Origin of the sequence: Longimicrobium sp. (assembly GCF_036399255.1) — a bacterium.
In the GTDB taxonomy this organism is placed as follows: domain Bacteria; phylum Gemmatimonadota; class Gemmatimonadetes; order Longimicrobiales; family Longimicrobiaceae; genus Longimicrobium.
The window spans coordinates 1-23,491 of the sequence record NZ_DASWNM010000092.1 but is presented as its reverse complement, the minus strand read 5'-3'; the positions used below and the strand labels follow the sequence as shown (position 1 = coordinate 23,491).

The 23,491-nt window shown below is 68.5% G+C and carries 16 protein-coding genes; 6 read left to right on the top strand and 10 right to left on the bottom strand.

Going from position 1 to position 23,491, the window contains the following annotated elements; translation table 11 throughout:
* Nucleotides 1–101: 101 nt before the first annotated feature.
* From mgrA to VGC13_RS16630, 5 genes are all read right to left on the bottom strand, one after another.
* A complete protein-coding gene (gene mgrA, locus VGC13_RS16650; protein WP_331126405.1) occupies nucleotides 102–1,106 on the bottom strand; it encodes an L-glyceraldehyde 3-phosphate reductase in 1,005 nt (334 codons plus the stop codon).
* Nucleotides 1,103–3,421, bottom strand: coding sequence for a glycoside hydrolase family 3 N-terminal domain-containing protein (locus VGC13_RS16645; RefSeq protein WP_331126404.1), 2,319 nt, complete (start codon nucleotides 3,419–3,421; stop codon nucleotides 1,103–1,105). The genes mgrA and VGC13_RS16645 overlap by 4 nt, the downstream gene beginning before the upstream one ends.
* 206 nt (nucleotides 3,422–3,627) lie before the next feature.
* A complete protein-coding gene (locus tag VGC13_RS16640) occupies nucleotides 3,628–5,409 on the bottom strand; it encodes a CHAT domain-containing protein (RefSeq protein ID WP_331126403.1) in 1,782 nt (593 codons plus the stop codon).
* Nucleotides 5,410–5,568: 159 nt separating this feature from the next.
* Nucleotides 5,569–7,170, bottom strand: coding sequence for a tetratricopeptide repeat protein (locus VGC13_RS16635; RefSeq protein ID WP_331126402.1), 1,602 nt, complete (start codon nucleotides 7,168–7,170; stop codon nucleotides 5,569–5,571).
* A 735-nt stretch (nucleotides 7,171–7,905) separates the two neighbouring features.
* Nucleotides 7,906–9,633 (bottom strand): CHAT domain-containing protein, encoded by a 1,728-nt coding sequence (locus tag VGC13_RS16630; RefSeq protein WP_331126401.1) that lies wholly within the window; start codon nucleotides 9,631–9,633, stop codon nucleotides 7,906–7,908.
* A gap of 351 nt (nucleotides 9,634–9,984) precedes the next feature.
* On the opposite strand from VGC13_RS16630, the gene VGC13_RS16625 reads away from it, so the two are divergent.
* The 4 genes from VGC13_RS16625 (at nucleotide 9,985) to VGC13_RS16610 (ending at nucleotide 12,788) form a co-directional block, all read left to right on the top strand.
* Nucleotides 9,985–10,185 (top strand): hypothetical protein, encoded by a 201-nt coding sequence (locus tag VGC13_RS16625; protein ID WP_331126400.1) that lies wholly within the window; start codon nucleotides 9,985–9,987, stop codon nucleotides 10,183–10,185.
* Entirely contained in the window at nucleotides 10,185–10,970 is a 786-nt protein-coding gene (locus VGC13_RS16620; protein ID WP_331126399.1) for a Ku protein, read from the top strand. Before VGC13_RS16625 ends, VGC13_RS16620 begins: the two co-directional genes overlap by 1 nt.
* On the top strand, nucleotides 10,963–11,937 hold the full coding sequence (locus VGC13_RS16615) for a Ku protein (protein ID WP_331126398.1): 975 nt from the start codon (nucleotides 10,963–10,965) through the stop codon (nucleotides 11,935–11,937). The genes VGC13_RS16620 and VGC13_RS16615 overlap by 8 nt, the downstream gene beginning before the upstream one ends.
* Nucleotides 11,938–12,611: 674 nt before the next feature.
* Nucleotides 12,612–12,788 (top strand): hypothetical protein, encoded by a 177-nt coding sequence (locus VGC13_RS16610; protein ID WP_331126397.1) that lies wholly within the window; start codon nucleotides 12,612–12,614, stop codon nucleotides 12,786–12,788.
* A gap of 233 nt (nucleotides 12,789–13,021) precedes the next feature.
* Here the strand turns inward: VGC13_RS16610 and VGC13_RS16605 are convergent, their stop codons facing one another.
* The 3 genes from VGC13_RS16605 to VGC13_RS16595 form a co-directional block, all read right to left on the bottom strand.
* Nucleotides 13,022–14,533, bottom strand: coding sequence for a S8 family peptidase (locus VGC13_RS16605; RefSeq protein ID WP_331126396.1), 1,512 nt, complete (start codon nucleotides 14,531–14,533; stop codon nucleotides 13,022–13,024).
* A gap of 678 nt (nucleotides 14,534–15,211) precedes the next feature.
* Nucleotides 15,212–16,450: a glycogen synthase gene (gene glgA / locus VGC13_RS16600; protein WP_331126395.1), complete on the bottom strand. Its 1,239-nt coding sequence runs from the start codon at nucleotides 16,448–16,450 to the stop codon at nucleotides 15,212–15,214.
* Nucleotides 16,447–17,715 carry a glucose-1-phosphate adenylyltransferase gene (locus tag VGC13_RS16595; RefSeq protein ID WP_414682999.1) on the bottom strand — a complete coding sequence of 423 codons (1,269 nt, stop codon included), beginning with the start codon at nucleotides 17,713–17,715 and terminating at the stop codon, nucleotides 16,447–16,449. The genes glgA and VGC13_RS16595 overlap by 4 nt, the downstream gene beginning before the upstream one ends.
* 432 nt (nucleotides 17,716–18,147) lie before the next feature.
* On the opposite strand from VGC13_RS16595, the gene VGC13_RS16590 reads away from it, so the two are divergent.
* Nucleotides 18,148–18,336 (top strand): hypothetical protein, encoded by a 189-nt coding sequence (locus tag VGC13_RS16590; RefSeq protein ID WP_331126393.1) that lies wholly within the window; start codon nucleotides 18,148–18,150, stop codon nucleotides 18,334–18,336.
* 159 nt (nucleotides 18,337–18,495) lie between these two features.
* Here the strand turns inward: VGC13_RS16590 and VGC13_RS16585 are convergent, their stop codons facing one another.
* On the bottom strand, nucleotides 18,496–19,473 hold the full coding sequence (locus VGC13_RS16585; protein ID WP_331126392.1) for a hypothetical protein: 978 nt from the start codon (nucleotides 19,471–19,473) through the stop codon (nucleotides 18,496–18,498).
* A 311-nt stretch (nucleotides 19,474–19,784) separates the two neighbouring features.
* Here VGC13_RS16585 and VGC13_RS16580 point away from each other — a divergent pair, with 311 nt between their 5' ends.
* A complete protein-coding gene (locus VGC13_RS16580; protein ID WP_331126391.1) occupies nucleotides 19,785–21,092 on the top strand; it encodes a cation:proton antiporter in 1,308 nt (435 codons plus the stop codon).
* A gap of 1,185 nt (nucleotides 21,093–22,277) precedes the next feature.
* Here the strand turns inward: VGC13_RS16580 and VGC13_RS16575 are convergent.
* The gene (locus VGC13_RS16575) at nucleotides 22,278–23,165 is read right to left on the bottom strand and encodes a lysylphosphatidylglycerol synthase domain-containing protein (RefSeq protein WP_331126390.1); all 888 of its coding nucleotides are present in this window, start codon (nucleotides 23,163–23,165) and stop codon (nucleotides 22,278–22,280) included.
* Between the last annotated feature and the right edge of the window lie 326 nt (nucleotides 23,166–23,491).

Below are 23,491 nucleotides of genomic sequence, written 5' to 3'. Positions count from 1 at the left end.
AGTCAGACAGAGGAAACGAGATCAGCTTCCACTCGCTTTCTCTGTTTGACTCTGTTCCTCTGTACCCCACACGTGTTGTTTTTCCGGATTCGGTATCGCAATCAGGCGCGGCCTTCCCCGCCCTGTGCCAGGATGCGGTCGATCTCGGCCAGCTCGTCGCCGGAGAGGGCCAGGTTGTCGAGGGCGGCGACGTTGTCCTCCAGCTGCCGAACGCGGCTGGCGCCGATCAGCGCGGAGGTTACCGCCGGGTGGCGCAGCACCCAGGCAAGGGCCAGCTGCGCCAGGCTCTGCCCGCGCGCCCGGGCAATGCGGTTCAGCGCGATGAGCTGCGCGCGGCGCTCGTCCGTCACCGCGTCTTCACGAAGAAAGCCGTGCGGCTTGGCGGCGCGCGAGTCGGCGGGGATGTCGCGCAGGTACCGGTCCGTCAGCAGCCCCTGCGCGAGGGGCGAAAAGACGATGCAGCCGATCCCCTCCTCCTCGAGCACCTGCAGCAGCCCGTTCTCCGGCGTGCGCTCCAGCATGCTGTACTTCGGTTGATGCAGGACGAACGGCACGCGCATCTCCCGCAGCAGCGCCGCGGCGCGGCGGGTGAGGTCGGGCGGATAGTTGCTGACGCCCGCGTACAGCGCCTTGCCCGATCGCACCGCCTGCTCCAGCGCGCCCATCGTCTCTTCCAGCGGCGTGTGGGGATCGGGACGGTGGTGGTAGAAGACGTCCACGTACGGAATCCCCATGCGCGCCAGGCTCTGGTCCAGGCTGGCCAGCAGGTACTTGCGCGAGCCCTCGTCGCCGTAGGGGCCGGGCCACATCCGGTATCCCGCCTTGGTGCTGATGACCAGCTCGTCGCGGTGGCCGGCCAGGTCGTTCCGCAGAATGCGCCCGAACGTCTCCTCCGCCGAGCCCGGCTCCGGGCCGTAGTTGTTGGCCAGGTCGAAGTGCGTGATCCCCAGGTCGAAGGCGCGCAGCACGATGGCGCGGCCGTTCTGGAACGGGTCCACGCTCCCGAAGTTGTGCCACAGCCCCAGCGACACCGCCGGCAGCCGCAGGCCGCTGCGCCCGCCGCGGCGGTAGGGCATGCGCTCGTACCGCGGCACCGTCTCCATCATCGCCGTTCCGCCGTGGTTGCGGATGCCGCCCGCGCGACGGCCGGGGGCACGCGAAAGGTGCCGGTGAGCCCGCCCACCATCACGTCGAACGCGCCCGCATCCAGCACCATCCGCCCGTCCCGCCCCACGTAGCGCAGGTCGTCCGCGGTCACGCTGAAGGTGACGGTGCGGGATGCGCCCGGCTCCAGCGCCACCTTCTGGAATGCACGCAGCCGGCGGGTGTACGGCGTCGTCGCCGCGTAGTGCTGGCGGGTGTAGAGCAGCACCGTCTCCTCCCCCGCCCGGCCGCCGGTGTTCTGCACCGTGACGCGGACGGTGATCCCCCCGGTGCTGTCCATCACCGCGGTGTCGCGCTGTACGCTGCCCAGCAGCAGGTCGCGGTAGGCGAAGGTGGTGTAGCTGAGCCCGTGCCCGAAGGGCCACTCCGGCCTGAAGCCCGCGCCGTTGAAGCCGGGGCTCAGCGTCTCGGTGAACTTGTGGTCGTAGGTGATCAGCTCGTTGGGGTGGCGCGGATAGGTAAAGGGCAGCTTGCCGCTTGGATTCGTCTCGCCGAACAGCACCCGGGCCACGGCCTCGCCGCCGTGCATCCCCGGCCAGTACGCCATCACCACGCCCCGCGCGCCGTCCACCACGCGGCGGATGATGCGGGGGCGCCCCTGCACCAGCACCAGCACCGTGGGCTTTCCGGTGGCCTGAACCGCCTCCACCAGGCGCAGCTGCGGCTCGGGCAGGGTCAGGTCCGCGATGTCGCCCACCCCCTCGGAGTACGCGTTTTCGCCGATCACCACCACCGCCACGTCGGCCTCCGCCGCCAGCCGCGCCGCCGCGTCCGCGTCGCCGGGCTCGGTGAAGCCGCTGCCGGCCACGTAGCGCACGTCGCGGCCGCGGCGCAGCATGGCCTCGAGCACCGTGCGCGGCGCGTCGGGAAAGCCGGACGGGTCGGTGCCCTGCCACGTGTGGGTCCATCCCCCGTTCAGCGCCGTCATGCTCTGCGCGGCGGGGCCGGTGACCAGGATCTTCGCGTCGGGCCGCAGCGGAAGGATGCCGCCTTCGTTCTTGAGCAGGGTGATGGACTCGCGCGCCGCCTGCCGCGCCACCTCCGCCGATGCCTCCGTGGCGAACCCGGCGCGCAGCGCGGGATCGGGGAGAGGCCGATCGAACAGCCCCAGCGCTTCCTTGAGCGCAAGGATGCGGCGGACGGACTGGTCGATGCGGCTCTCCGTGATCGCCCCCTCGCGGACCAGCTCGATCAGCGCGTCGGTGAAGCGGAAGTCGCTGGGCGTCATGCTGACGTCGATCCCCGCCTCCACCGCCATCCGCACCGCGTCCTTGATCGTCGGCGCCACGCGGTGGCGGGTGTGGAGGTAGTAGATGTCCTCCCAGTCGGTGACGACCACGCCGGCGAAGCCCAGCTCGCCGCGCAGCACCTCGGTAAGCCAGTAGCGGCTGGCGTGCACGGGCTCGCCGTCGATCTCGCCGGAGTTCACCATCACGCTGCGGGCACCGGCGCGCACAGCGGCGGCAAAGGGCGGCAGGTAGTTCTCGCGCACGCCGCGCACGCTGAGCTCCGTGGGCGTGCGGTCGCGCCCGGTGCGCGATGCGCTGTAGCCCAGGTAGTGCTTGAGCGTGGCCGCCACGCGCCCGCCGCGCTGCGTTCCTTCCACCGCCTGCACGCCCAGCGTGGCGGCGACCAGCGGGTCCTCGCCAAAGGTCTCGTAGAAGCGCGGCCAGACGGGGTTGCGCCCCACGTCCAGCACGGGGGCAAAGTTCCAGGGCAGCCCGCTGGCCAGCGCCTCGTCGGCGGTGATCTCGGCGGCGCGGCGCACCAGCGCGGGGTTGAAGGTGGCCGCCATCCCCAGGTTGTGGGGAAAGATGGTGCCGCCGCGCGTGTAGTTGGCCCCGTGCACGAAGTCGATGCCGTAGATGACGGGGATGCCCAGCCGCGTCTCGCGCATGGCCATTCCCTGCACCTGCGCGTGCAGGGCGTGCCATCCGTCGATGGATAGCGATCCGCCGAGCACGTTGAGCAGCGACCCCACGTGCCGCCGGACGATGGCCTCGTGCAGCTTGGCGGAGTCCAGGCGAATGCTGTCGCGCTGCGGCCCGCCCTCCGCCGCCACGGCGGCGATGGTGAGCTGCGTCATCTGCCCGGCCTTTTCTTCCAGCGTCATCGCCGCCAGCAGCGCCTCCACGCGCGGGCTGGCGGCCGGCGCGCCTGGAAGCGGCTGCTGCGCGTCGGCGGTGCGCGGCGCGGGTCCGGCGGCCATCGGCGGCAGCGCGCCGGCCAGGACGGCAATGGTCATGATTCGCTTCATCGGTACGCTTCGGATCGTCTCATCACCCCGCAGCCGTGCTCACGAGACGGCGGCGCCTCCCGAGCCACATCCCTCCGCTCAGAATCGAGGAAAGCGGCTCATGGCAGCTTGCGCGCCGGACGCTCGGCAGGGGACGAGAACGGCATGCGCATCCGTGCGCTTGCTCGCCCGAACTCCGGTAAAGGCTCGACGGTGATGACAGCGCGCTACAGGCCGCTTCCCCCCTCCGCCACCCACAGCGCCACGAGCCGGACGACGCGCTGAACCGCGGCGCCTGCACGCTCGTCCGTGACGGGGTGAGTGGTGCAGCCGGGAGGCAAACGCGGCTCCGGCGGGCCGATCCAGGCGAGCGCCTTTGGCCTGCTCTTCTGGCGATCCGCACCCAGCCGGGCAAGGTTCGCCGCCGCACGCGTAGAGCCCGCGTCGGCGGCGCGGCGAAACCAGCCGATTGCCTCTCCGCGGTCCACCGCCACGCCCAGGCCCTCCTCGTACATCAGGGCCAGGTTGTTCATGGCCTCGGCGGATCCTGCACACGCGCCCTTGAAGTACCAGCTTCGTGCCTGAACGTAGTCGCGGCCCAGCAGGGCACCTTCCTGATACACCCGCCCCATCGCGTACATGCCCATCGGTGATCCGGCCCGCGCGGCCCCGCTGTACAACCGCAGCGCCTCGCGGGCGTCGCGCCGCCCGTTGAGCCCCTGCTCGTGCATCCGTCCGATGTCGACCATCGCGTCAGGGGAGCCCGCATCGGCGGCCTTCTGGTACCAGTGCAGCGCCAGCGAGTCACTGCGGGCAACGCCGAGCCCCACGCGGTAGTGCCTGCCCAGGTTGCGCATGGCCTCGGCGTAGCCCTGTTCCGCGGCCTCCGTGTACCAGTGCCTGGCCCAGTAGTACCGTCCAGCCATCCTTGCGTCGTTCTCGTAGATGATGGCCAGCGTGTTCATGCCGCGTGGGTCCCGCCTCTCCTTTCCCCCCTGTTCCAGCCAGTGCATCCCCAGCGTGGAATCTCGCGCGGTTCCCTCACCGCTCAGGTACGCGATCGCAAGGAACGACATGGCCTCGCGTTCGCCCTCCTCCGCCGACCGTTTGAAGTAGACGAAGGCGGAATCGTAGCTTCCGGCGCGGCAGAACGCCTTTGCCTGATCCAGGCTCGTCGCTGCTTCGGACGGGCTGCCTGGATTCGCGGAAGCCGCCGCCGAGAGAGGCGACGAAAGTGCCGGGACTGCCGATCCGCCCGACGTGCAGTCACCGAGCCGTACAGCGTGCGACGCGGGGGGCTCGACAGGCGGGGGCGGATTGAGCACCTCGGTCGCGACCGCGGCGGAGAGCGCGATGGCAGCGATGCCCGCGGCCGCGCGCGCCAAGCGGCGGAACCGGGACACCAGGACGATCTTTGCTGGATTGACGTCGTCCCTGTGCAGGATTTCCAGGATGTCGCCCTCGTCGGGATGTTCCAGCCGCAACGCCAGGCGTGCCCGCTCGAACGCATCCTGCACCGACCGGCCGGACGCAATCGCGCTGTAGAACTTCGCGCTGAAGATGATCGAGGCCTCATCCGAGATCCGGTCGCGCGTACCGATCGCGCAGCCCACCACCTCCTTGATGGCCTCCGCCTGCGGACGCGAGTAACAGGCGGTCAGAACCACGACCTGGATGACGCCGGGGTCTTTCTCGAACAGCTCGCGCAGCACTGGCGTGTCTACGGGGCGCGGAGTACGGCCATCGGCGCCCAGCAGCACCAGCCCCTTACGCCCACCGTGGCCGCTGAAATGAACGATCCGCGGGCGTGTCTCCTCGATCGCCTGCTGCAGGTCCTGGGTGCGGCCGGCCAGCCGCCAATCAAATTCCAGCATGCTGCCGAACAGGGCAGTGTGCACCCGCTTTCGGATTCGCCGGACTTCCTCATCCAGCAGCAGCCTTGGAGTACTGCCATCCGATGCAATCGACAGCGGATCGGCGGCAAAGAACAGGACTTTGACCTTGCTCATGATCGGATGCGGGAATGAGATAACATGCGCGGAGAAGAATCTCCGCGGACAACGGCCGATCAGCCAAACCGAGGCGGGGCTGCCCCGGCGATCGTGAAGCCGGCGGCTGCTCGGCGGATCGCCGCCACGATGACGTGATCGGGGGAACGCTCAGGCTGATCAATCCTGTCCGAACTTGCGGAGGTTTCCTTTGGCGAGGTCGGAGCCGGCCTTTGCACCCCGCTTGTACCACCGGTTCGCAATCCGGGAATCCTTGCGCACTCCGAGGCCGTTTTCGTACAGGACGCCAATGTTGTTCATGGCGTCCGCAGAGCCTGCCTTTGCTGCCCTGTGGTACCAGACCATCGCCATACGGTAGTCCCTGGCGACTCCAATGCCTTCGTGATAGCTCTGGCCGACGGCCGACATCCCACGCGGCGATCCGCCCGCGGCCGCGAATCGATACCATTTCAGCGCCTCCACGGGGTTGCGTGCAACTCCACGCCCGAGCTCCAGCATCATCCCGAGGTCGACCCGCGCCTCGATCGAGCCCGCGTCCGCGGCTTTTTGAAACCAGATCAGCGCCTCCCTGTGGCTGCTGTCGTTCGTCTTCCGCCGTTCCAGCTCCCCAAGGCTGCGCATCGCCTCCGCGTAGTCCTGTTCCGCTGCCTCGAGAAACCAGTACCGCGCCCAATGCTCGCGCGCCGTCGTGCCCACGCCGGCCAGATAAGCGTTCGCCAGGGCATACATCGCGTGCGGATCGCGCTGGTCCGCTGCACCTTTGTGCACCCACTCGAACCCAACAGCAGGCTGCGGGCGGTCCATACCCCTGCCGTACAGATACATGTACCCAAGGCACCCCATCGCCTCGCCGTTGCCAGCGGTCGCGGCTTTTTCGAACGCCGCGGCGGCGGCGGCGTAGTTCCTGTCGCGGTAGAGGGCTTTTGCGGTGGCCAGATCAGCCGCTGGGCCAGCCGGCGCGGCGGGAGTCGCGGCCATCGCGCCCCGCGAGTGCATCAGCGGGCGAATTTCCTCCACGGACGACGACTGCGACCCGCACGCAATGTCGGAGGGGGTCAGTTGGGGGAGCACTCGCTCCGGCCAGTTGATGAACACGGCGGTGATCACGGTGACGACACCCGCCGCGGCCACGCGGCGCGGCACCGGGCGGTACGTCTTTACCAGCACCAGATCCGCGGGGTCGACGCCTTTGCGGACGAACAGCTCCGGGTACTCCGATTCTGGTACATTGTAGACGTGGAGGACTGTCCGCGCGTGCTCGAACGCCCGCTCCACGGAGTACCCGTTGGCGACCGCGCGATAGAACCGGCTGTTGAACGTGATGGCGGCATCGTCCGAGATGGTGCTGGACGTGCCGATGGCGCATCCCACGATGTCCGCGACCGCCTGCGCCTCGGCATCGGATGAACAGGCGCTGAGGACGACCAGGCGCACCGGTCCGTGGTATTCGCGGAACACCCGCCTGAGCGCGGCCGCGTTGACGTAGTGAACGCTGTACCCGTCAGGTGCGACCAGGCCCAGGCCGTGGCGTCCGCCGTGCCCGCTGAAGTGCACCACGCGCGCGTCCGTGTGCTCCAGAAACTCCAGCAGGTCGTCCGCGCGCGCGGCGCCGTGGGGCTCCAGGTGAAGGCGGTGGCCGTACCGCGCCCTGCCTACGTGTTCCTGGATCTGGCGCAGCTCCTCCAGCAATTGGAGCGGAACACCATCACGACGGCCGAGGATCGGGTCCGCGGCAAAGAACAGGATCTTGACTTTCCTCATGATCATTCCGCGAGGCGACTGAAACGAAAAGGAGACGCAGATAACTGTCGGCCGCAGATCCTCGAAATCGCACCCGCGGTGGCGGTTCGGGTGAGGCTCTCGGCTCCGGTGGGATTATGCCCCTTGCGGATCTGATACCATCTCGCAGTTCATTGTGCACCCAGATTTCTACTGCAGCCTCACACGGGGGGCACCGAGGACACGGAGAAACAAAGAGGACCGGATTTCTCCTCCGTGTCCTCCGTGCCTCGGTGTGAGACGATGTTGGGGGAATGCACGAACAGGCTGGGAATCTGGTATGATTCGGTGATCGCTGGGTTGCGGACGCGCAGGTGCTTGGAGCGCCGTATATAGCCCGTCCGCCGAGTCCGCGAAGGCGGACTTTGCGATTTTCCAGCGGCGAATTCATTCGCTCCAGCGGGCGGACGGCACGTTGCCGGATTAGAATCGCAACGAGCATCATCCGGATCCGCAAACGCGAAAGCGCGGGGAGATGGTTCTCGCCGCGCCTTCGCGTTTCTCGTGCTGTTTCTCTGCCATCTACACGTTCGGCGGCAGCAGGTCCGCCTTATCCCAGATCCTGAAAAAGAATGATCGTACAGAGGAACAGAGTCAGACAGAGAAAGCGAGCTGAAATATCCTCCGGGTTCCTCTGTCCGGCTCTGTTCCTCTGTACCATGAAGGTGTTGTTTTCCCGAATCCGGTATCACGCGAAGCCGCGCGCCCCCGTGCCTGTCACTGCCGCCGGGACGACGCGCGCGCGGTGGCGTAGGATGCGCAGCCGGGGGGAGCATCGGGCTCCGGCCGCTCCAGCCAGATGCGCGCCTTGACCACCGTGCTCCGGCGGTCGGCGTTCAGCCTGGCGAGGTTCTCCGCCGCGATGGCGGACCCTGCGTCGGCGGCGCGGCGAAACCAGCGGCCCGCCGCGTCGGGGTCGGGCGCCACGCCCAGCCCCCGCTGGTACAGCACGGCCAGGTTGTTCATGGCCTCGGCGGACCCCGCGCACGCCCCGCGCGAGTACCAGGTCCGGGCCTGCGCGTAGTCCCGCGGCACGGCGACGCCCTCCTGGTACATCCGCCCCAGGGCGTACATCCCCGCCGGGGACCCCGCTTCCGCGGCCGCGCGAAACCGCCGCAGCGCCTCGCGGGGCTCGCGGTGCCCGTTCAGCCCCTCCTCGTGCATCCGCCCGATCTCCACCATCGCGTCGGCGGAGCCCGCGTCGGCGGCCTTCCGGTACCAGACCAGGGCCAGCGAGTCGCTGCGCCGGCCGCCCGCACCCGTGCGGTACAGCCTTCCCAGGTTGCGCATGGCGTCGACGAAGCCCGCTTCCGCCGCCGCCTGGTACCAGTGCCTGGCCCAGCGGTACCGCTGGGCCATCCCCGCGTCGTTCTCGTACAGCACCCCCAGCGCGTTCATCCCGCGCGGGTCGTGCTTCCTGGCCGCCCGCTGCAGCCAGTGCTTTCCCAGCTCGCGGTGCGGGACGGCGCCGTCGCCGCTCAGGTAGGCAATTCCCAGGAACGCCATCGCCTCGGGGCTCCCCGCGTCGGAGGCCCGCCGAAACAGGGCGAACGCCGAGTCGTAGCGCCCGACCCGGCACAGGGTTTTCGCCCGCTCCAGGTCCGCCGCCGCCGTGGACGGGCTGCCCGGCTGGGCGGATTCGGGCGCCGGCGCGTACAGGCGGCTGGCCGGCGGGGGCGCCGCTCCGCTGGACGTGCAGTCGTCCAGCGCAAAGCCGCGGACCGGCGCGGGAACCACGGGCGCGGGCGGGGACGGATCGGTGATCGCCGCCATGGCCACGGACGACAGCACGAGCGCCGCCACGGCCGCCGCGCCAAGGTGCGCAAAGCGGCGAAAGCGGGAGACCAGGACCAGCTTGGCGGGATCCACCCCCGGGCGAACCAGCAGCTCCGGGCAGTCCCGCTCCTCGAAGTGGTCCAGCGCCAGCGCCAGGCGCGCGCGCTCGAAGGCACCCTTTACCGACTGGCCGCGGGCGATGGCGCTGTAGAACTTGGCGTTGAAGGTGATCGCCGCCTCGTCCGAGATCCGGTCGCGCGTGCCGACGGCGCAGCCCACCACCTCGGCGATCGCCTCGGCCTGCGGGCGCGAGTGGCACGCGCTCAGGACCACCAGGCGAATGTCGCCCAGGTACATCCGGAACAGCTCCCGCAGCACCTCGGTGTCCACGCCGCGGGAGCCGCGCCCGTCGGGCCCCGCCAGCACCAGCCCGTGGCGCCCGGCGTGCCCGCTGAAGTGCACCACCTGCGGCTGCGTGTCTTCCAGCGCCTGCTGCAGGTCCTGGGTGCGCGCGGCGGGGCGCCAGTCGAACTCCAGCACCCTGGCGTGCGCCGCCGCGCGCACCTTCTCGCGCGTCTGCCGCACGTCCTCGTCCAGCAGCAGCCGCTGCACTCCGCCGTCGGCGGACATGGGGTCCGCGGCAAAGAACAGGACTCTGACCTTGCTCATCATGGTCGAACGATCGAGATAGAGGTGGCGCAGGAATCTCGGTTCGCCGGACAGTCCCACGGGTCGCGGCACGGGAGGGACGATCGCAGCGGCGGTCGATGGAGCGCGTGGAGCGCAGCCTGAAGAGGCGGGGAAAGGGGGGGGATGCGGGACCGTTTACGGCGCCGACAAAGTGGCCTCCCCGGCCCGATCCGGCAACCGTCGCATTCTCCGGACCGTCGCGCGGCGCGCGCCGGACGGCGGCCTTCTTCCCTCCACGCCGCGCGCCCGGCGCCGGGGCCGGTCCGTGGCCGCTCGCGATCCGGCGCGGTGCCCGGCGCACTGGCAGACAACTTGCCCGCCGTGGCACGCATGACGAACAAGAATGCGCGCCCCTACTGGCTGGACGGCGGCTCGGAAACGTGCGAGCTCTGCGATCACCCGTACGTGCTGCAGTCGGAACGCCGCTGCGCCGCGTGCGACGCCGCGAGCTGCGAGCACTGCGTGACCGTCGACCGCGAGACCGGCGAAGTCCTCTGCCACGCGTGCGCCGAAGGCGAGGAGGAGGGCTGATGGGGGCACGGGCCATCTGGAAGGCGCACATCTGCTTTGGCGCGGTGGACGTGCCGGTGAAGCTGTACTCGGCGGTGCAGGACCGCTCGGTGCACTTTCGCCTGCTCGACGCCAAGCGCAAGGAGCCCGTCAAGCAGCACATGGTGGATCCCGACACCGGCGAGGTGGTGGACTCCGCCAGCATCCGCCGCGCCTTTCCCACGGACGAAGGCGGGCTGGTGATCCTGGACGCCGAAGAGCTTGCCGAGGTGGTGCCCACGCCGTCGCGGGAGATCGAGATCACCCGCTTCGTCCCGCCGAAGGCCATCACCCACCAGTGGTACGACCGCCCCTACTTCCTGGGCCCGGACGAGGACGACGAGGGGTACTTTGCCCTGGCGCGCGCCCTGGCGAAGCGAAAGATGGAGGGCGTGGCGCGCTGGACCATGCGCAACAAGGACTACGTGGGCGCGCTGCGCAACGAGGGCGACTACCTGATGCTGATCACCCTGCGCCACGCGGGCGAGGTGGTGCCGGCCTCCGCGCTGCCCGCGCCCAGCGGCCGCGCGATGGACGCGCGCGAGATCGCCATGGCCAAGCAGCTGGTGAGCGCCATGGAGGACCCGTTCGACATCGCCGCCTTCCACGACGAGTACCGCGAGCGCGTGCTGGAGCTGGTGCAGGCCAAGGCCGCGGGCAAGGTGGTCAAGTTCCCCAGGGCCGCGCAGAAGAAGACCGAGACCTCGCTGGCCGACCTGCTGGAAAAGAGCCTGGCGCCCCCCAAGCGGGAGAAGAAGCGTGCCTGACGATACGGAAGACTTCGAGCAGGAGTCCGTGGCCCGCTCCTTCTGGTCGGGCACCATCACCTTTGGGCTGGTGAGCATCCCGGTGGCGCTGTACGCCGCCAACCGCAGCACGCGCATCTCGCTGCGGATGGTTTCGCCCGAGGGAACGCCGCTGAACCGGCGCTACTTCACCTCGCGCGACGACAAGGAGCTGGACCCGGACGACATCGTCCGCGGCTACGAGATCGAAAAGGACAAGTTCGTCCTGGTGGACGACGACGAGCTGGAGCGGCTGGCGCCCGAGCGCACGCGCGACATCGACCTGCGGCAGTTCGTGGACGCGTCCGAGATCGACCCCATGTACTTCGAGCGGGCGTACTACCTTACGCCCGCGGGGCAGTCCAACAAGGCGTACCGGCTGCTGGCGCAGGTGATGGAGGAAACGGGGCGTGCCGGCATCGCCACCTTCGTGATGCGCGCCAAGGAGTACGTGGTGGCGATCATGGCCGAGAACGGCATTCTGCGCGCGGAGACGCTGCGCTTTGCCGACGAGCTGCGGACGCCCGCCGACGTGGGGCTGCCGGAGCCGGTGGACCCCGCCGCGGCGGCGGTCAAGCGCATGGACCGCGAGATCGGCAAGCGGGTGGAGCAGGGGCTGAACACGAAGGACCTGAAGGACGAGTCCGCCGAGCGCCTGCTGAAGCTGGTGCGGAAGAAGGAGCGCGCGGGCGACGACGTGGTGGAGCCCGGCCAGGTGCGCGGCGGCGGCGACGACACGTCCGACGTCATCGACCTGATGGAGATCCTGAAGCAGCGGCTGCAGGGCATCCAGGACGAGCCCGCGGGCGCGGCATCTGCGGCGGATGAGTCGGACCTGGAGGAGAGCAGCCGGGCGGAGCTGTACGCACGGGCCAAGGCGCTCGACATTCCCGGCCGCAGCGGCATGTCCAAGGACCAGCTCGTCAAAGCCATCCGCCGCAGCGCGTGACGCGGCCGGTGCGCGAGCCGCGATGCAACCCGCCACGCGTGAGCGGGTAAACCCGCCGCTGGAAAAGCGACAAGCCCCGTCCTGGCGCCGCTGACGCGTCTCCAGACGGGGCTTCACCGGCTCGCGTGGGCCGCGCCCGCACTCCATCGCCACGCCCGGCGCAGTGCAGGCGAGATCCTTCGGTCGCGCGCCGGGTTTCCGGTACAAGAAGGGGCGGTGCGGCGCTCCCTCATGAAGTCACGTCGGCGTTTTCATCCACAATCCGCTCAAAGCAGCCGTGACTTCCTGAGGGAGCGCCCACGCAGAACCGTACGCCGCCCCAATCGCCCGCGCGCGACCGAAGGATCTGCTCTCGGACACGGCGGGGCCAGATCCTGCGTTCTGAACCAGCCCATGCGTACTGCCGGCCAGATCCTCCGGTCGGCGCCAGATTGCTACATAGCAGCAGGTCAGGCGCGGCGCCTGCCTCAAGAAATCAAGCGGTTACGCTGACCCTTGAACACACTCGAGGCGGCATCCCGTCCACGCATCGGCCTGGGTCACACGTGCGCCTAGACGGACGCGCACAGGAAGCTTGCCATACGAGTGTCCCCCGCGTAACCTTTTCGGGCCACTTATCGCGCATCGCCACCCCGGCGAGCGCCGCGATCCACGGGACACCCGAGGAGGCTGAAATGTACAAGAAGATGAAGCTCGACCTGGGCAGCATCAACGTGGCTACGTTCGACACCGCCACGGACGAGAGGAAGTTCCGGGGGGCCGAATTCATCACACGCAGCACCCTCAACGTCTGCTGCGTCGATACCATCTGCGCGACGAAGGCAGAGTGTTCGACCAGTACCTGCAATTGAGCGGCGCGCAACGGAGACGGCCCTTTCCACGTAGCGGAGTCAACGGAGGAGGAAAGAAACTCCGTTGACTCCGTGTGAGGTCCATTCTTCTGTAGTTCGCGATCAGGCATCGGGCTGCCCCGGCATCTCCAGCAGGTCGCGGCAGAAGGCGCGGACCTGCCGGCGACCCAGCACGAAGAACGGCACCCCGCGAGGCAGGGCTCGCGGGGTGCCGGGTGGATCTCACGCCTGCCTCAGGGCTCGAGGCAGCGGTACCTGCCGCAGTCCGAGTAGTACGGCTGCTTGTAGACGTAGAACTCGGACGAGGTGCCCTGGACGCCGCCCGAGGTCACGATCACCCGCAGGTAGAACGAGGGGGCGTAGTTGCCGACGAACCGCGAGTACGTTGCGCTGTTGCTGCCCACGTTGCTCCACGTGCTGCTCGTCGCCGCGCGATACTGCCACTGGTAGCTGTACGTGCCGTCGCCGCCCGACGCGTTGGCCTGCCAGCTGTAGGTGGAGGCGCTCCAGAGGTAGTCCGGCCCGGTAATGTACACGGAGGGGGGCGTGCCGCCGCCCGGCGGCGTGCTGCCGCCGCCCGTGTACAGCAGCAGGTTGGGCGTTCCGGAGGTCGCGTTGGTGATCTTCCAGGGGGTCGCGTTGCCGGTGATGTGGCTGTTCACCGTGGACGGCGCGGCGGACGGGTTGCCCTGCAGGTACAGGGCGGCGGCGCCCGCCACGTGCGGCGAGGCCATCGAGGTGCCGTCCATCGACGTCGTGCCGCCGTACAGGTGCGCCGAGTAGATCCCCTCGCCCGGGGCGTAGATGTCCACGCAGCCGCCGAAGTTGCTGAACCACGCCTGCTGGTCGTACTGGTTGCTCGCCGCCACCGTCAGAGCGGACGGCGCGCTGGCCGGCGAGTAATAGCAGGCGTCGTCCGTCCAGTTGCCGGCCGCGACGGCCACCGTCACGCCCGAGGCCACCAGGTTGGCGATGGCGTCGTTCACCGACTGCATGTAGCCGCCGCCCAGCGACAGGTTGGCCACCGCCGGTCCGCTCCGGTACCAGCGCACCCAGTCGATGCCCGCGATCACACCCTCCCAGGTGCCGTAGCCGCTGCAGTCCAGCACGCGCACGGCCACCAGGCCGACGGACCTGGCCACGCCGTAGTTGGCGCCGCCCACCGTGCCGGCCACGTGCGTGCCGTGCCCGTGGCAGTCCTGCCCGTTGCCGCCGAAGGCGTCGTACCCCGCCCACGCGCGGCCGCCGAACTCCCAGTGCGCGGTCTCGATGCCCGTGTCGATGACGTACACGTTCACGCCCGCCCCGGTGGCGCTGTAGGTGTAGCCGCCGTTCAGGGGAAGGTCGCGCTGGTCGATGCGGTCGAGGCCCCAGCTGCCCACCTGCACCACCTGCACCCGCTGGTCCTGCTCCACGTACTTCACGTTCGGGTTGCGCGCCAGCGCCGCGGCGGCGGCCGCCGGGATCTGCACCGAGAAGCCCTTGAGGGCGTGCTCGTAGGTGCGCCGCACCTGGCCGCCGTGCGCCGCGGCCAGCTGCCTGGCCAGCCCGGGCACGTCGCGCGCGTCGTCCTTGAGCACCACGATGTACTGGTTCGGGATGGGGTCGCGCGTGCGCCCCCCCTGCTGCCGCGCGACCGACACCTCGGACGGCGAGATGTCGGGAGCGCTGGGCACGTCGGCGCACGCCGCGAGCCCGAAGGAAATCGCCATGGCCGCAAAGAACCGCCTGCTGCGCATGAGCATCCCAGCCTCCATGCACTCCGGGTTAACAGGTTCCCGAGCCGCGTCCCGGAGCTGCGCACGCGGGTCGGGTGGAAGGCGGCGGGGCTGCCGTCTCCCTGGGATCTCCGTCCTCCTCCAGCCACCAGCCTCTGCGACGTCGCGGACTGCCTTTAAGCGTCCTGATCCGTGGATGTATGTTAAAGAAGAAGCTGCAGGGTCGTCAAGAGGTTTTTTGTAGATTCACGGAGTAAACGCGAGTCGCGTCACAATGGGTTTTCGCAACAAGCCGTAGCGAAAATCTGCTGATAGGATCATGATTCCATGCAACCCACCTTCTGTGTTTACGTTAGAAGAATGGGCGAGGTTGAAGGAGACAGGCCGACAAACCCAATGGCGTGAAACATGCTTAATACCGCGACCTTTACCCTTGCCCGGCGTACGGCGGAAAGGCCCCGCGCGGATGTGATCCGCACGGGGCCTCTCTCGCTCACGGGCTGTCCGGAAGGGCGGCGCCCCCGGCTCTCCGGACGTGGCGTCGACGAGGACGCTGGTGTCTGGATCGGGATCGCCGAGACCACGCGAAGGGCGGCCCACGCAACCCCGCCTGATTGGTCTCACCCAGAGGCCCCAGAGGCACAGAGGAAAACCCCTGTGGCCTCTGTGGCCTCTGGGTGAGACCTGTCTTTTGGTGAATCGCGATCAGGCGTCGGGCTGCCCGGGCATCTCCAGCAGGTCGCGGTAAAAATCCAGCGTCTGCGCGGCGATGGCCTGCCAGCTGAAGTGGGCGAGGACACGGGCGCGGGCCGCCTTCCCCATCGCGGCGCGGCGCTCTGGATCATCCATCAGCGCATTGACCGCATCCGCCAGGGCGCGGGAGAAGGCCTCGGGGTCGCGCGGCTCCACCGATCCGCCGCCCTCCGCCTCGATCGGCACCAGCACCCCCGTCTCGCCGGGGACCACGATCTCCGGAATGCCGCCGACGGCGGAGGCCACCACCGGCGTCTCGCACGCCATCGCCTCGAGGTTGATGATCCCGAACGGCTCGTACACCGACGGGCAGACGAACACGTCGGCGTGCGAGTAGAGGGAGATCACCTGCGCCTTGGGGAGCATCTCCGGAATCCACACCACCTGCACCGGCGCGTCGCGCTTCACCTCGTCCACCAGCGCGGCCATCTCGTCGCCGATCTCCTTGGTATCCGGCGCCCCCGCGCACAACACCACCTGCATCCCCGGCCGCAGGTGGCGAAGGGCGCGCACCAGGTGCAGGATCCCCTTCTGCCGGGTGATGCGGCCCACGAAGAGGACCATCGGCACGTCCGGATCCACGCCCAGGGCGCGCAGGCCGTCCGGATCCAGCCGCGGCTGGTACTCGTCCGGGTCGATGCCGTTGTGGATCACCCGCACCCGCTCGGGCGCCACGCCGTACAGGTTCTGCACGTCTTCCTTCATGGCCGCCGAGACGGCCACCACCCCGTCCGCGTTCTGGTACGCCGTCCGCTCGATCCACGTGGTCACGTCGTACGCCCGCCCCAGCTGCTCCACCTTCCAGGGCCGGTGCGGCTCCAGCGAGTGCGTGGTCAGCACCAGCCGCGCACCCGTCAGCGGCCGGGCCAGCGCGCCGGCCAGGTGCGAATACCAGGTGTGGCAGTGCACGATGTCGGGCGCGTCCACGGCCCCCACCATCGCCAGGTCGCGGACGAGGGCATCCAGCAGCCGCGCGTGGCGGGGGTCGCGCGCCGGCAGCTGCACCGCCGGCTCCACCCCCTGCACGCGCAGGTTGCCCTCCGCCTGGTCCTGCTGGCCGAAGCACAGCACCTGGACGTCGTGCGCGCCGCCGTCGGCGCGGGCCAGCTCGCGCGCCAGGTACTCGATGTGGACGCCCGCCCCGCCGTACACGTGCGGCGGGTACTCGTTCGTCAGCTGCGAGATCCTCATATCACCGTGCCGTCGGCGATCTCGGCGTTCTTCACGATCACCACGATGCCGTCGCGGATGTAGAAGCCGGGCCCCTCGCCCTCCTGCACACCGCCCGTGTTGGTGATCACGCAGTCGCGGCCGATGGAGGCGTTCTTGTCGATGATGGCGCCCTCGACGGTCGTGTCCTCGTCGATCCCCGGCCGGGCGGGCCCCTCCACGCGGTTGCGGCTTCCCGGGTTCTCCCAGCGGTAGTAGTCGGCGCCCATCATCACCGTGCGGCGAATGCGCGTCCGTGCGCCGATGTACGAGCGAATGCCGATGACCGCCTGCGAGATGTCGGCGTCGATCACCACCGACGCCTCGGAGATGATGGAGCTGTCGATGCGCGAGCGGGTGATCTTGGCCGGCGGCAGCAGGCGCGCGTTGGTGTACAGCGGCATCTGCTCGTCGAACAGGTTGAACGCCGGCTGCGGGTCCGTGAGCATGAGGTTGGTGTCGAAGAACGACCGCACCGTGCCGATGTCGTTCCAGTAGCCCTTGAACGGGTACGAGACCACCTTTCGCTCGTGGATGGCGCGCGGGATGATGTGCTTGCCGAAGTCGTTGGCGTCGGGGTGGTCGTCCAGCACGTCCTGCAGCACCTGGCAGTCGAAGATGTAGATGCCCATGGACGCCAGGTAGATGCGCCCGGCGCCCTCCATCTCCGGCGTGACCGGGCTTTCCTTGCCGGCCAGCTCGTCCAGCGCGGGCTTTTCGTAGAACTCGGTGATGCGGTGCTCGGCGTCGGTCTTGAGGATGCCGAAGCCCGGCGCGTCGGCGGCGGTCACGGGCGTGGCGGCCACGGTGACGTCGGCGCCGGTGCGCTTGTGGTGCTCCAGCATCAGCCGGTAGTCCATGGTGTACAGCTGGTCGCCCGACAGGATGAGCACCTGGTCGTGCGCGTAGCTGCGGATGTGCAGGTTGCTCTGCCGCACCGCATCGGCCGTGCCCTGGTACCAGTGCTCGCTGGTGGGCGTCTGCTCGGCCGCCAGCACCGTCACGAACCCGCCGCGAAAGCGGTCGAAGTTGTACGACCGGGCGATGTGGTCGTTGAGGCTGGCCGAGTTGTACTGCGTGACCACGAAGATGCGGTTGAGCCCGGAGTTGATGCAGTTGCTGATGGGCACGTCCACCAGGCGGTACTTTCCGCCCAGCGGCACGGCCGGCTTGGCGCGCTGGGCCGTCAGCGGAAACAGCCGCGTGCCGGCGCCGCCACCCAGGATCACTGCGAGAACTCGGTCCATAGGACTGAAGAGACGGATTTGGGAAACGTTCGCCCGCGCCGCGTTGGACCCCAGGCGGCGGCGGGCCGGGATGCGCCCGCCCCGTGCAAGGTACTGGCCGGACGCGGCGCAGTCACGGGGGCGCCGCGAAGCCCGTCCGGACAGCGCTCCGCAGCCGCCACCGCTTCTCACCCCGCCAAATGCAATCGGCCACCGCCCGGCCGCCGCTCCGCCGCCTGGCCGGCGCCTCGCCGCCAGCCCCGGAACCGGCGGCCGGAAGGAATCATGTGTTCCCAGGCTAAAATATTTATCTTCAACATTTTACGCGGACGCACCCCCATTGCGCTCGCCCGCGATTTAAGACAGATTGTGAGACCAACAGTGACCGCCGCGCGCAAATCCTTCCCGCCTTCGGCGCAAGCTCCCATCTCACCATCCCCAAGCTGGTAATCCGTGAAGAAACTCAAGCTGAACGTCGAAGATCTGGCCGTCACCTCGTTCCAGATCCCGGGCAACGACGACGCCCGTGGAACCGTGCACGCGAATGCCGAGACGGAAGCCGTCTGCTCGTACACCTGCGGCGACCCGTTCTCCACGCTGTACTACTACTATCGCCGGCTGGCCACGACGCCCAACAACTGAGCAGGACAGGCGCAGTCGTAAAACGTCCGGCAGCACCGGGGGCGGACCCACACCAGGGTCCGCCCTTCGCGTTCCGCTCGGCGAACCCCATTCGGCGAGGGCGGTATCCGGCATCCGTGGGAGCCCCCGCTACGGGCGAGCGATCCGTTAGCCAGACGCTTAGGTCTTTCCGGTCACAGCCTCTGTCTGGATCGTGGTAGCCGACGCCGGTGCCGGGGTCGATGGCGGATCTGGTGAATTCGGCAGGAGCCGCTCGAGCCACTTGGACCCTGCGTATTGTGCGACGAAGCCGATGGCGATCGCTCCCCAGAAATCAGCGATGCTTACACGGATCACGAACTGGCTCTCCGCCAGCCGGGAAAGAAGGATCGTCACAATTGCGCTCCACACCATAGCGCCTAGCATCCCCCAGAGTCGCTTTCCTATGTCGATCGTCTTCCGGAGCCGTACCTCGCGTGCCGCGTCACCTTCGCTGACACGCGATACCACAAGCTCGCGTGATCGCCGGTTCGGAAACAGAAGATACGCGAGGAGTCCTCCTACCATTGCTCCAAGCAGGATTACCGACTGCGGCGATGCCAGACTCAGGACAGCGCTCTGCGTGTACGTCTGGTACTCGAATGGCCCCCGCGCCGGAGTTGTCCAGTACTTCCCATTCACAACTACTTCATAATTGCCGGGCGAGAAGAAAAGATACCGGAATTCGTTCTTGACCCTGGTCCAAAGGGTAGAGTCCTTCTGTACAATCAGCCAGCTAACGCGATATCGGCTACCCGGACGGAGGGCGATGACAACAGAGTCCGCCTTTCCGGCGAGTTCCGTAGGAAAGTACGCGAACAGCGAAGAGTTGGTGGAGGTACCAGGGTTTAACTCTGGAGGGACGGTCAGAGCGATGTTCTGTTGCGACAGATAAATAGTCGAATCTCGCCCGACATTCGAGAGCGTCCCGGTGACACCCAAGCCCCCGCCCGCCACCGCTTGCGATCTAGACATCGAAAGAGTGATCTCCAGCCTTGAACCTGGAGAAGGCGTTGTCCGGGTGTCACTTGGAAGGGCGATCGTCTGAGCCGACGCTGATTTGCTTACCAGCGGTAAAATCGAGAGCGCGACAACGCTGATGAGGATTCGGATGTTCATGGTGCACCATGGTGGCTGTGCGCGGCGGACTTCAGTTGGCACCAGCGAATGAACTACGCTTGCCGTTTGTCTGGATGGACTTAGACGCATGAATTCTCACCGTGCCTCGGAGGCGGCTCAGGAGCGGCTATGTCGCTCAGCGGTACCATGATCTTTCCATCTCTGTGCAGAACCTGATACCCGGTCGGCCCCCGCGGTCCCCGCCTTGCAAACCCAAGTTTCGGCAAAGGTGATACACAGTTCACTTTCGGTGGCGGAATTGGCCTGCCGGGAGTGTCGTGCAGCCGCGGGAACGCTGAATCTGGGGGTGAATGCACGGGGCGATCTGGTTTCTGGTCATTGGTCTGCTCTTTGTGGTGATGGCGCTGGCGGGCTCGGTGCTGCGGCGGCTGCCCCTCTCCACCGCCATGCTGTACCTGGCGGCGGGCGCGGCGCTGGGGCCGCACGGGGCCGGGCTGCTGAACGTGGACATCTACGAGCAGTCGGAGCTGTGGGAGCGGATCACGGAGGTGGCGGTGCTCATCTCCCTGTTCGCCGCCGGCCTCAAGCTGCGCGTTCCCCTGCGGGACGGCCTGTGGATGCTGCCGCTGCGGCTGGCCTCGCTATCGATGATTTTGACGGTGGGGATGGTGGCGGCCGTGGGCGTGTACGGCATGGGGCTGTCGTGGGGGGCCGCCGTGCTGCTGGGCGCCATCCTGGCCCCCACGGACCCCGTGCTCGCCTCGGACGTGCAGGTGACGCACCCCACCGACCAGGACCGCCTGCGCTTTGGCCTTACGGGCGAGGCGGCGCTCAACGACGGCGCCGCCTTTCCGTTCGTCATGCTGGGGCTGGGGCTGCTGGGGCTGCACGAGCTGGGGGACGGGGGATGGAAGTGGGCCGCGGTGGACGTGGTGTGGGCGGTGGCCGCGGGGCTGGGAACGGGGATCGTGCTGGGCACGCTGGTGGGCCGGCTGGTGCTGTACCTGCGCAGCGAGCACCGCGAGGCCGTGGGGCTGGACGACTTTCTGGCCCTGGGCCTCATCGGCCTGGCCTACGGCGCGGCGCTGCTGCTGAAGGGCTACGGCTTTCTGGCGGTGTTCGCGGCGGGGCTGGCCCTGCGCCGCATCGAGCTGCGGGCCGCGGGCGGCGAAGAGCCTCCCGAGGACGTGCTGGTGGCCGCGGCTTCGGCCGACGCCGAAAAGCTGGCGACCGATCCCGAGCGGGCGCCGGCGTACATGGCGCAGGCCGCGCTGGGCTTTACCGAGCAGCTGGAGCGCATTGGCGAGGCGGCCGTGGTGCTGCTGCTGGGCGGGATGATCTCGTGGAGCCTGCTTCCGCTGAACGCCCTGTGGTTCATCCCGCTGCTGCTGCTGGTGATCCGGCCGGTGGCGGTGTACGTGGGGCTGATCGGCTGCCGCGCCACGCCGGCCCAGCGCCGCATGATCGCGTGGTTCGGCATCCGCGGCATCGGCTCCGTCTACTACCTTACCTACGCCATGCAGCACGACCTTCCCGAAGCGCAGAGCCGTCCCATGGCGGCGCTGGTGCTCACCGTGGTCGCGGTGTCGGTGGTCGTGCACGGCGTCTCCGTGACCCCCCTGATGCGCCTGTACTCCCGCCGCACCGGCGAGGAGTAGGACGCGGGCGTAAAAGACGGGACGCGAGCGCTCCCGGTACACTCTCCCGCCCGTGATTCAACTCCCCGAATCTGGAGACCTTGCGGGATAAGGACGGGGCTGTCATTCCGAGGCCCGGCCACGCTGCACGTGGACGATCACGCCTCAGGTTGCAGGGCCGAGGAATCTACCGTCGGATCGCGCGAGGGCGGACGCGGCAGCCCGCGCCGGACGTGCGGCGGCGAAACCGCCAGACGGGGCCAGTCCGGGGCGTTGCGAAAGGCCACGAGGAAGCGGAAAGTAGATTCCTCGGTCGCGCACCGGGTTCCGTGGGTTGGGCAAGGAGCCGAGCGTGCGCTCCCTCGGAATGACAGATCGGGGGACAGGAAGAGGCGAGGGGCTGGCTCCCGCGCACGGAAGTCAGCCCTTCGCGACGGCTGACGAGATCCTTCGGTCGCGCGCAATCTGCTGTGTGACTTCTGGCTGCACGTGGTGCTCCCTCAAAGGGTGTTTGCCAAACCCCAGACTCACAAACAAGCGATGACTTCCTGAGAGCGTGTTCAAGAATCCGACGCTGCGCATCCAGGCAGATCTGCCAGCGCTGTCATTCCGAGGCCCGGCCACGCCGTAGTCTGCTTTCACACCAGAGGTTGCAGGGCCGAGGAATCCGCTGTCGGATTGCTGGAGGGCAGACGCGGTAGCCCCGTGCCTGCTTCGCGGCTACGACACGGGCGGACAGGGCCAGTGCCGGAGCGGTGCGGCGGGGCACCAGCAGCAGACAGTAGATTTCTCAGTCGGCGCCCAGGATTTCGTGCGAGCCGATGGTGCGGTGTGGCGCCTCCTTCGAAATGACATACGGGCGTGAGCGCAGGGATTCCTAAACACACTCTGAGGAAGCGCACGACGTGTAACCCGATTTCAAACAACCGCCTGCGCGCGACCGAAGGACCTCGTCCCGGTGGCGCAGGGGCCAGGTCAGGGCACGGGACCCGCCCCATCGTTCTGCTGGCGAGGTCCTTCGGTCGGCGCGAAGGTGCAGTGTACAAACGAGCTGCGGGGCGGCGCCTCCCTCAGGAAGTCAATCACGCCGGGAGGTTTGGCAACACCCTCTCAGGAAGTCACGCTTCGTTGTGAGCTTGAGGGTTTAGCAACCCCTCTCAGGAAGTCACTTCCCCGTGCGACGTTTCCAATCTGGCCGCACCCTCTTCACGCGATCTCCACCGCGTCGGGCGGCACCTCGGCGGGGGGCTCGCCGCGGAGGGCGGCGCGGACGGCCGCGCCGCCGTAGCGGTGCACGGCCAGGCCAAAACCCAGGACGACGGGAACGCCGGTGGTGATCATCCGCCACGCCAGGAACACCGGCCCCGCGGTGCCGCCCAGCTCGCCCGCCGTCCCGGCCGAGGCCAGCAGCTCCACCGCGCCGGCGCCGCCCGGCGTGGGAAAGAAGAGCTGCCCGTACACCAGCGCGAACGAGCCCAGCACCAGCACGCCCGGCGCCGGTGGATGGGGGAGCGTCTGCGCCAGCACCGGCAGCATGGCCAGCCGCGCCGCGATGCTGGCCAGCGTCAGCGGCACAAAGGCCAGCAGCGGCCACCCCAGCGCGCCCCGCACCGCCGCGCCCACGCCGACCGGTGCCCCGGCGGCCGGCCTCCGTGCGCGACGGCGGCGGGCCCAGATCCACACCGCCACGCTCGCCGCGATGACGGCGACCAGCCACGGCAGCCCCTCGCCCGCCCGCGCGCCCAGCCGCGGCCCCACGTCCGCCCACCATCCCGCGCCCAGCAGCCACGCGGCGGCCGCCCCGGAAAGCGCCACCACCGCAAGGTAGCCCGCCATCTCCACCGCGAGCACCGCGGCGGCCACCCGCGCGGGGATCCCCGCCGACATCAGCCCCAGCCACCGCGCCGGCTCACCGCCCAGCCGCATGGGCGTGACCGCCGCCGCCGCGTCGCCAAACAGGATGGCCACGCACAGCGCCGGCAGCCCGCGCCGGTAGCCCGCGCCGCGAAACAGGACGTGGAAACGCAGCGTGCGGGCGGCCACGTCCACCGCCAGCAGCGCGGCGCACAGGGAGCAGGCGAGCAGAAGGCTCATGGGCGCACTCCATCGGGCTCCGGATCACGGCCGCCCGCGCCCGGACCATCCGCCGCGCGGACCGCCCGCCGATGCAGAGTGTGCGCTGGACCGCCCCCCGCGCAATGGAATTCTTCCATCTCCGGCAAAAGAATGGTTCATACCAGATCCTGAAAAAGAATAATCGTACAGAGGAACAGAGTCAGCCTGCCTTATTCACCCCAAACCGGATCCGTGAGTCATAGCTAGAAAAAACCCATGTCGCATCTTCTTGGGTTGCAGTAAGATGGGTGGTGTCGAAGCAACCATCCGTCCACAAGCCCGTGAATCTACGACATGGGTGACTC

What these genes read in the sequence shown, in the direction of transcription:
- mgrA (WP_331126405.1), bottom strand. Translation starts at nt 1,106, where the DNA reads ATGATGGAGACGGTGCCGCGGTACGAGCGCATGCCCTACCGCCGCGGC.
- VGC13_RS16645 (WP_331126404.1), bottom strand. Translation starts at nt 3,421, where the DNA reads ATGAAGCGAATCATGACCATTGCCGTCCTGGCCGGCGCGCTGCCGCCG.
- VGC13_RS16640 (WP_331126403.1), bottom strand. Translation starts at nt 5,409, where the DNA reads ATGAGCAAGGTCAAAGTCCTGTTCTTTGCCGCCGATCCGCTGTCGATT.
- VGC13_RS16635 (WP_331126402.1), bottom strand. Translation starts at nt 7,170, where the DNA reads ATGAGGAAAGTCAAGATCCTGTTCTTTGCCGCGGACCCGATCCTCGGC.
- VGC13_RS16630 (WP_331126401.1), bottom strand. Translation starts at nt 9,633, where the DNA reads ATGAGCAAGGTCAGAGTCCTGTTCTTTGCCGCGGACCCCATGTCCGCC.
- VGC13_RS16625 (WP_331126400.1), top strand. Translation starts at nt 9,985, where the DNA reads ATGACGAACAAGAATGCGCGCCCCTACTGGCTGGACGGCGGCTCGGAA.
- VGC13_RS16620 (WP_331126399.1), top strand. Translation starts at nt 10,185, where the DNA reads ATGGGGGCACGGGCCATCTGGAAGGCGCACATCTGCTTTGGCGCGGTG.
- VGC13_RS16610 (WP_331126397.1), top strand. Translation starts at nt 12,612, where the DNA reads ATGTACAAGAAGATGAAGCTCGACCTGGGCAGCATCAACGTGGCTACG.
- VGC13_RS16605 (WP_331126396.1), bottom strand. Translation starts at nt 14,533, where the DNA reads ATGCTCATGCGCAGCAGGCGGTTCTTTGCGGCCATGGCGATTTCCTTC.
- glgA (WP_331126395.1), bottom strand. Translation starts at nt 16,450, where the DNA reads ATGAGGATCTCGCAGCTGACGAACGAGTACCCGCCGCACGTGTACGGC.
- VGC13_RS16595 (WP_414682999.1), bottom strand. Translation starts at nt 17,715, where the DNA reads ATGGACCGAGTTCTCGCAGTGATCCTGGGTGGCGGCGCCGGCACGCGG.
- VGC13_RS16585 (WP_331126392.1), bottom strand. Translation starts at nt 19,473, where the DNA reads ATGAACATCCGAATCCTCATCAGCGTTGTCGCGCTCTCGATTTTACCG.
- VGC13_RS16580 (WP_331126391.1), top strand. Translation starts at nt 19,785, where the DNA reads ATGCACGGGGCGATCTGGTTTCTGGTCATTGGTCTGCTCTTTGTGGTG.
- VGC13_RS16575 (WP_331126390.1), bottom strand. Translation starts at nt 23,165, where the DNA reads ATGAGCCTTCTGCTCGCCTGCTCCCTGTGCGCCGCGCTGCTGGCGGTG.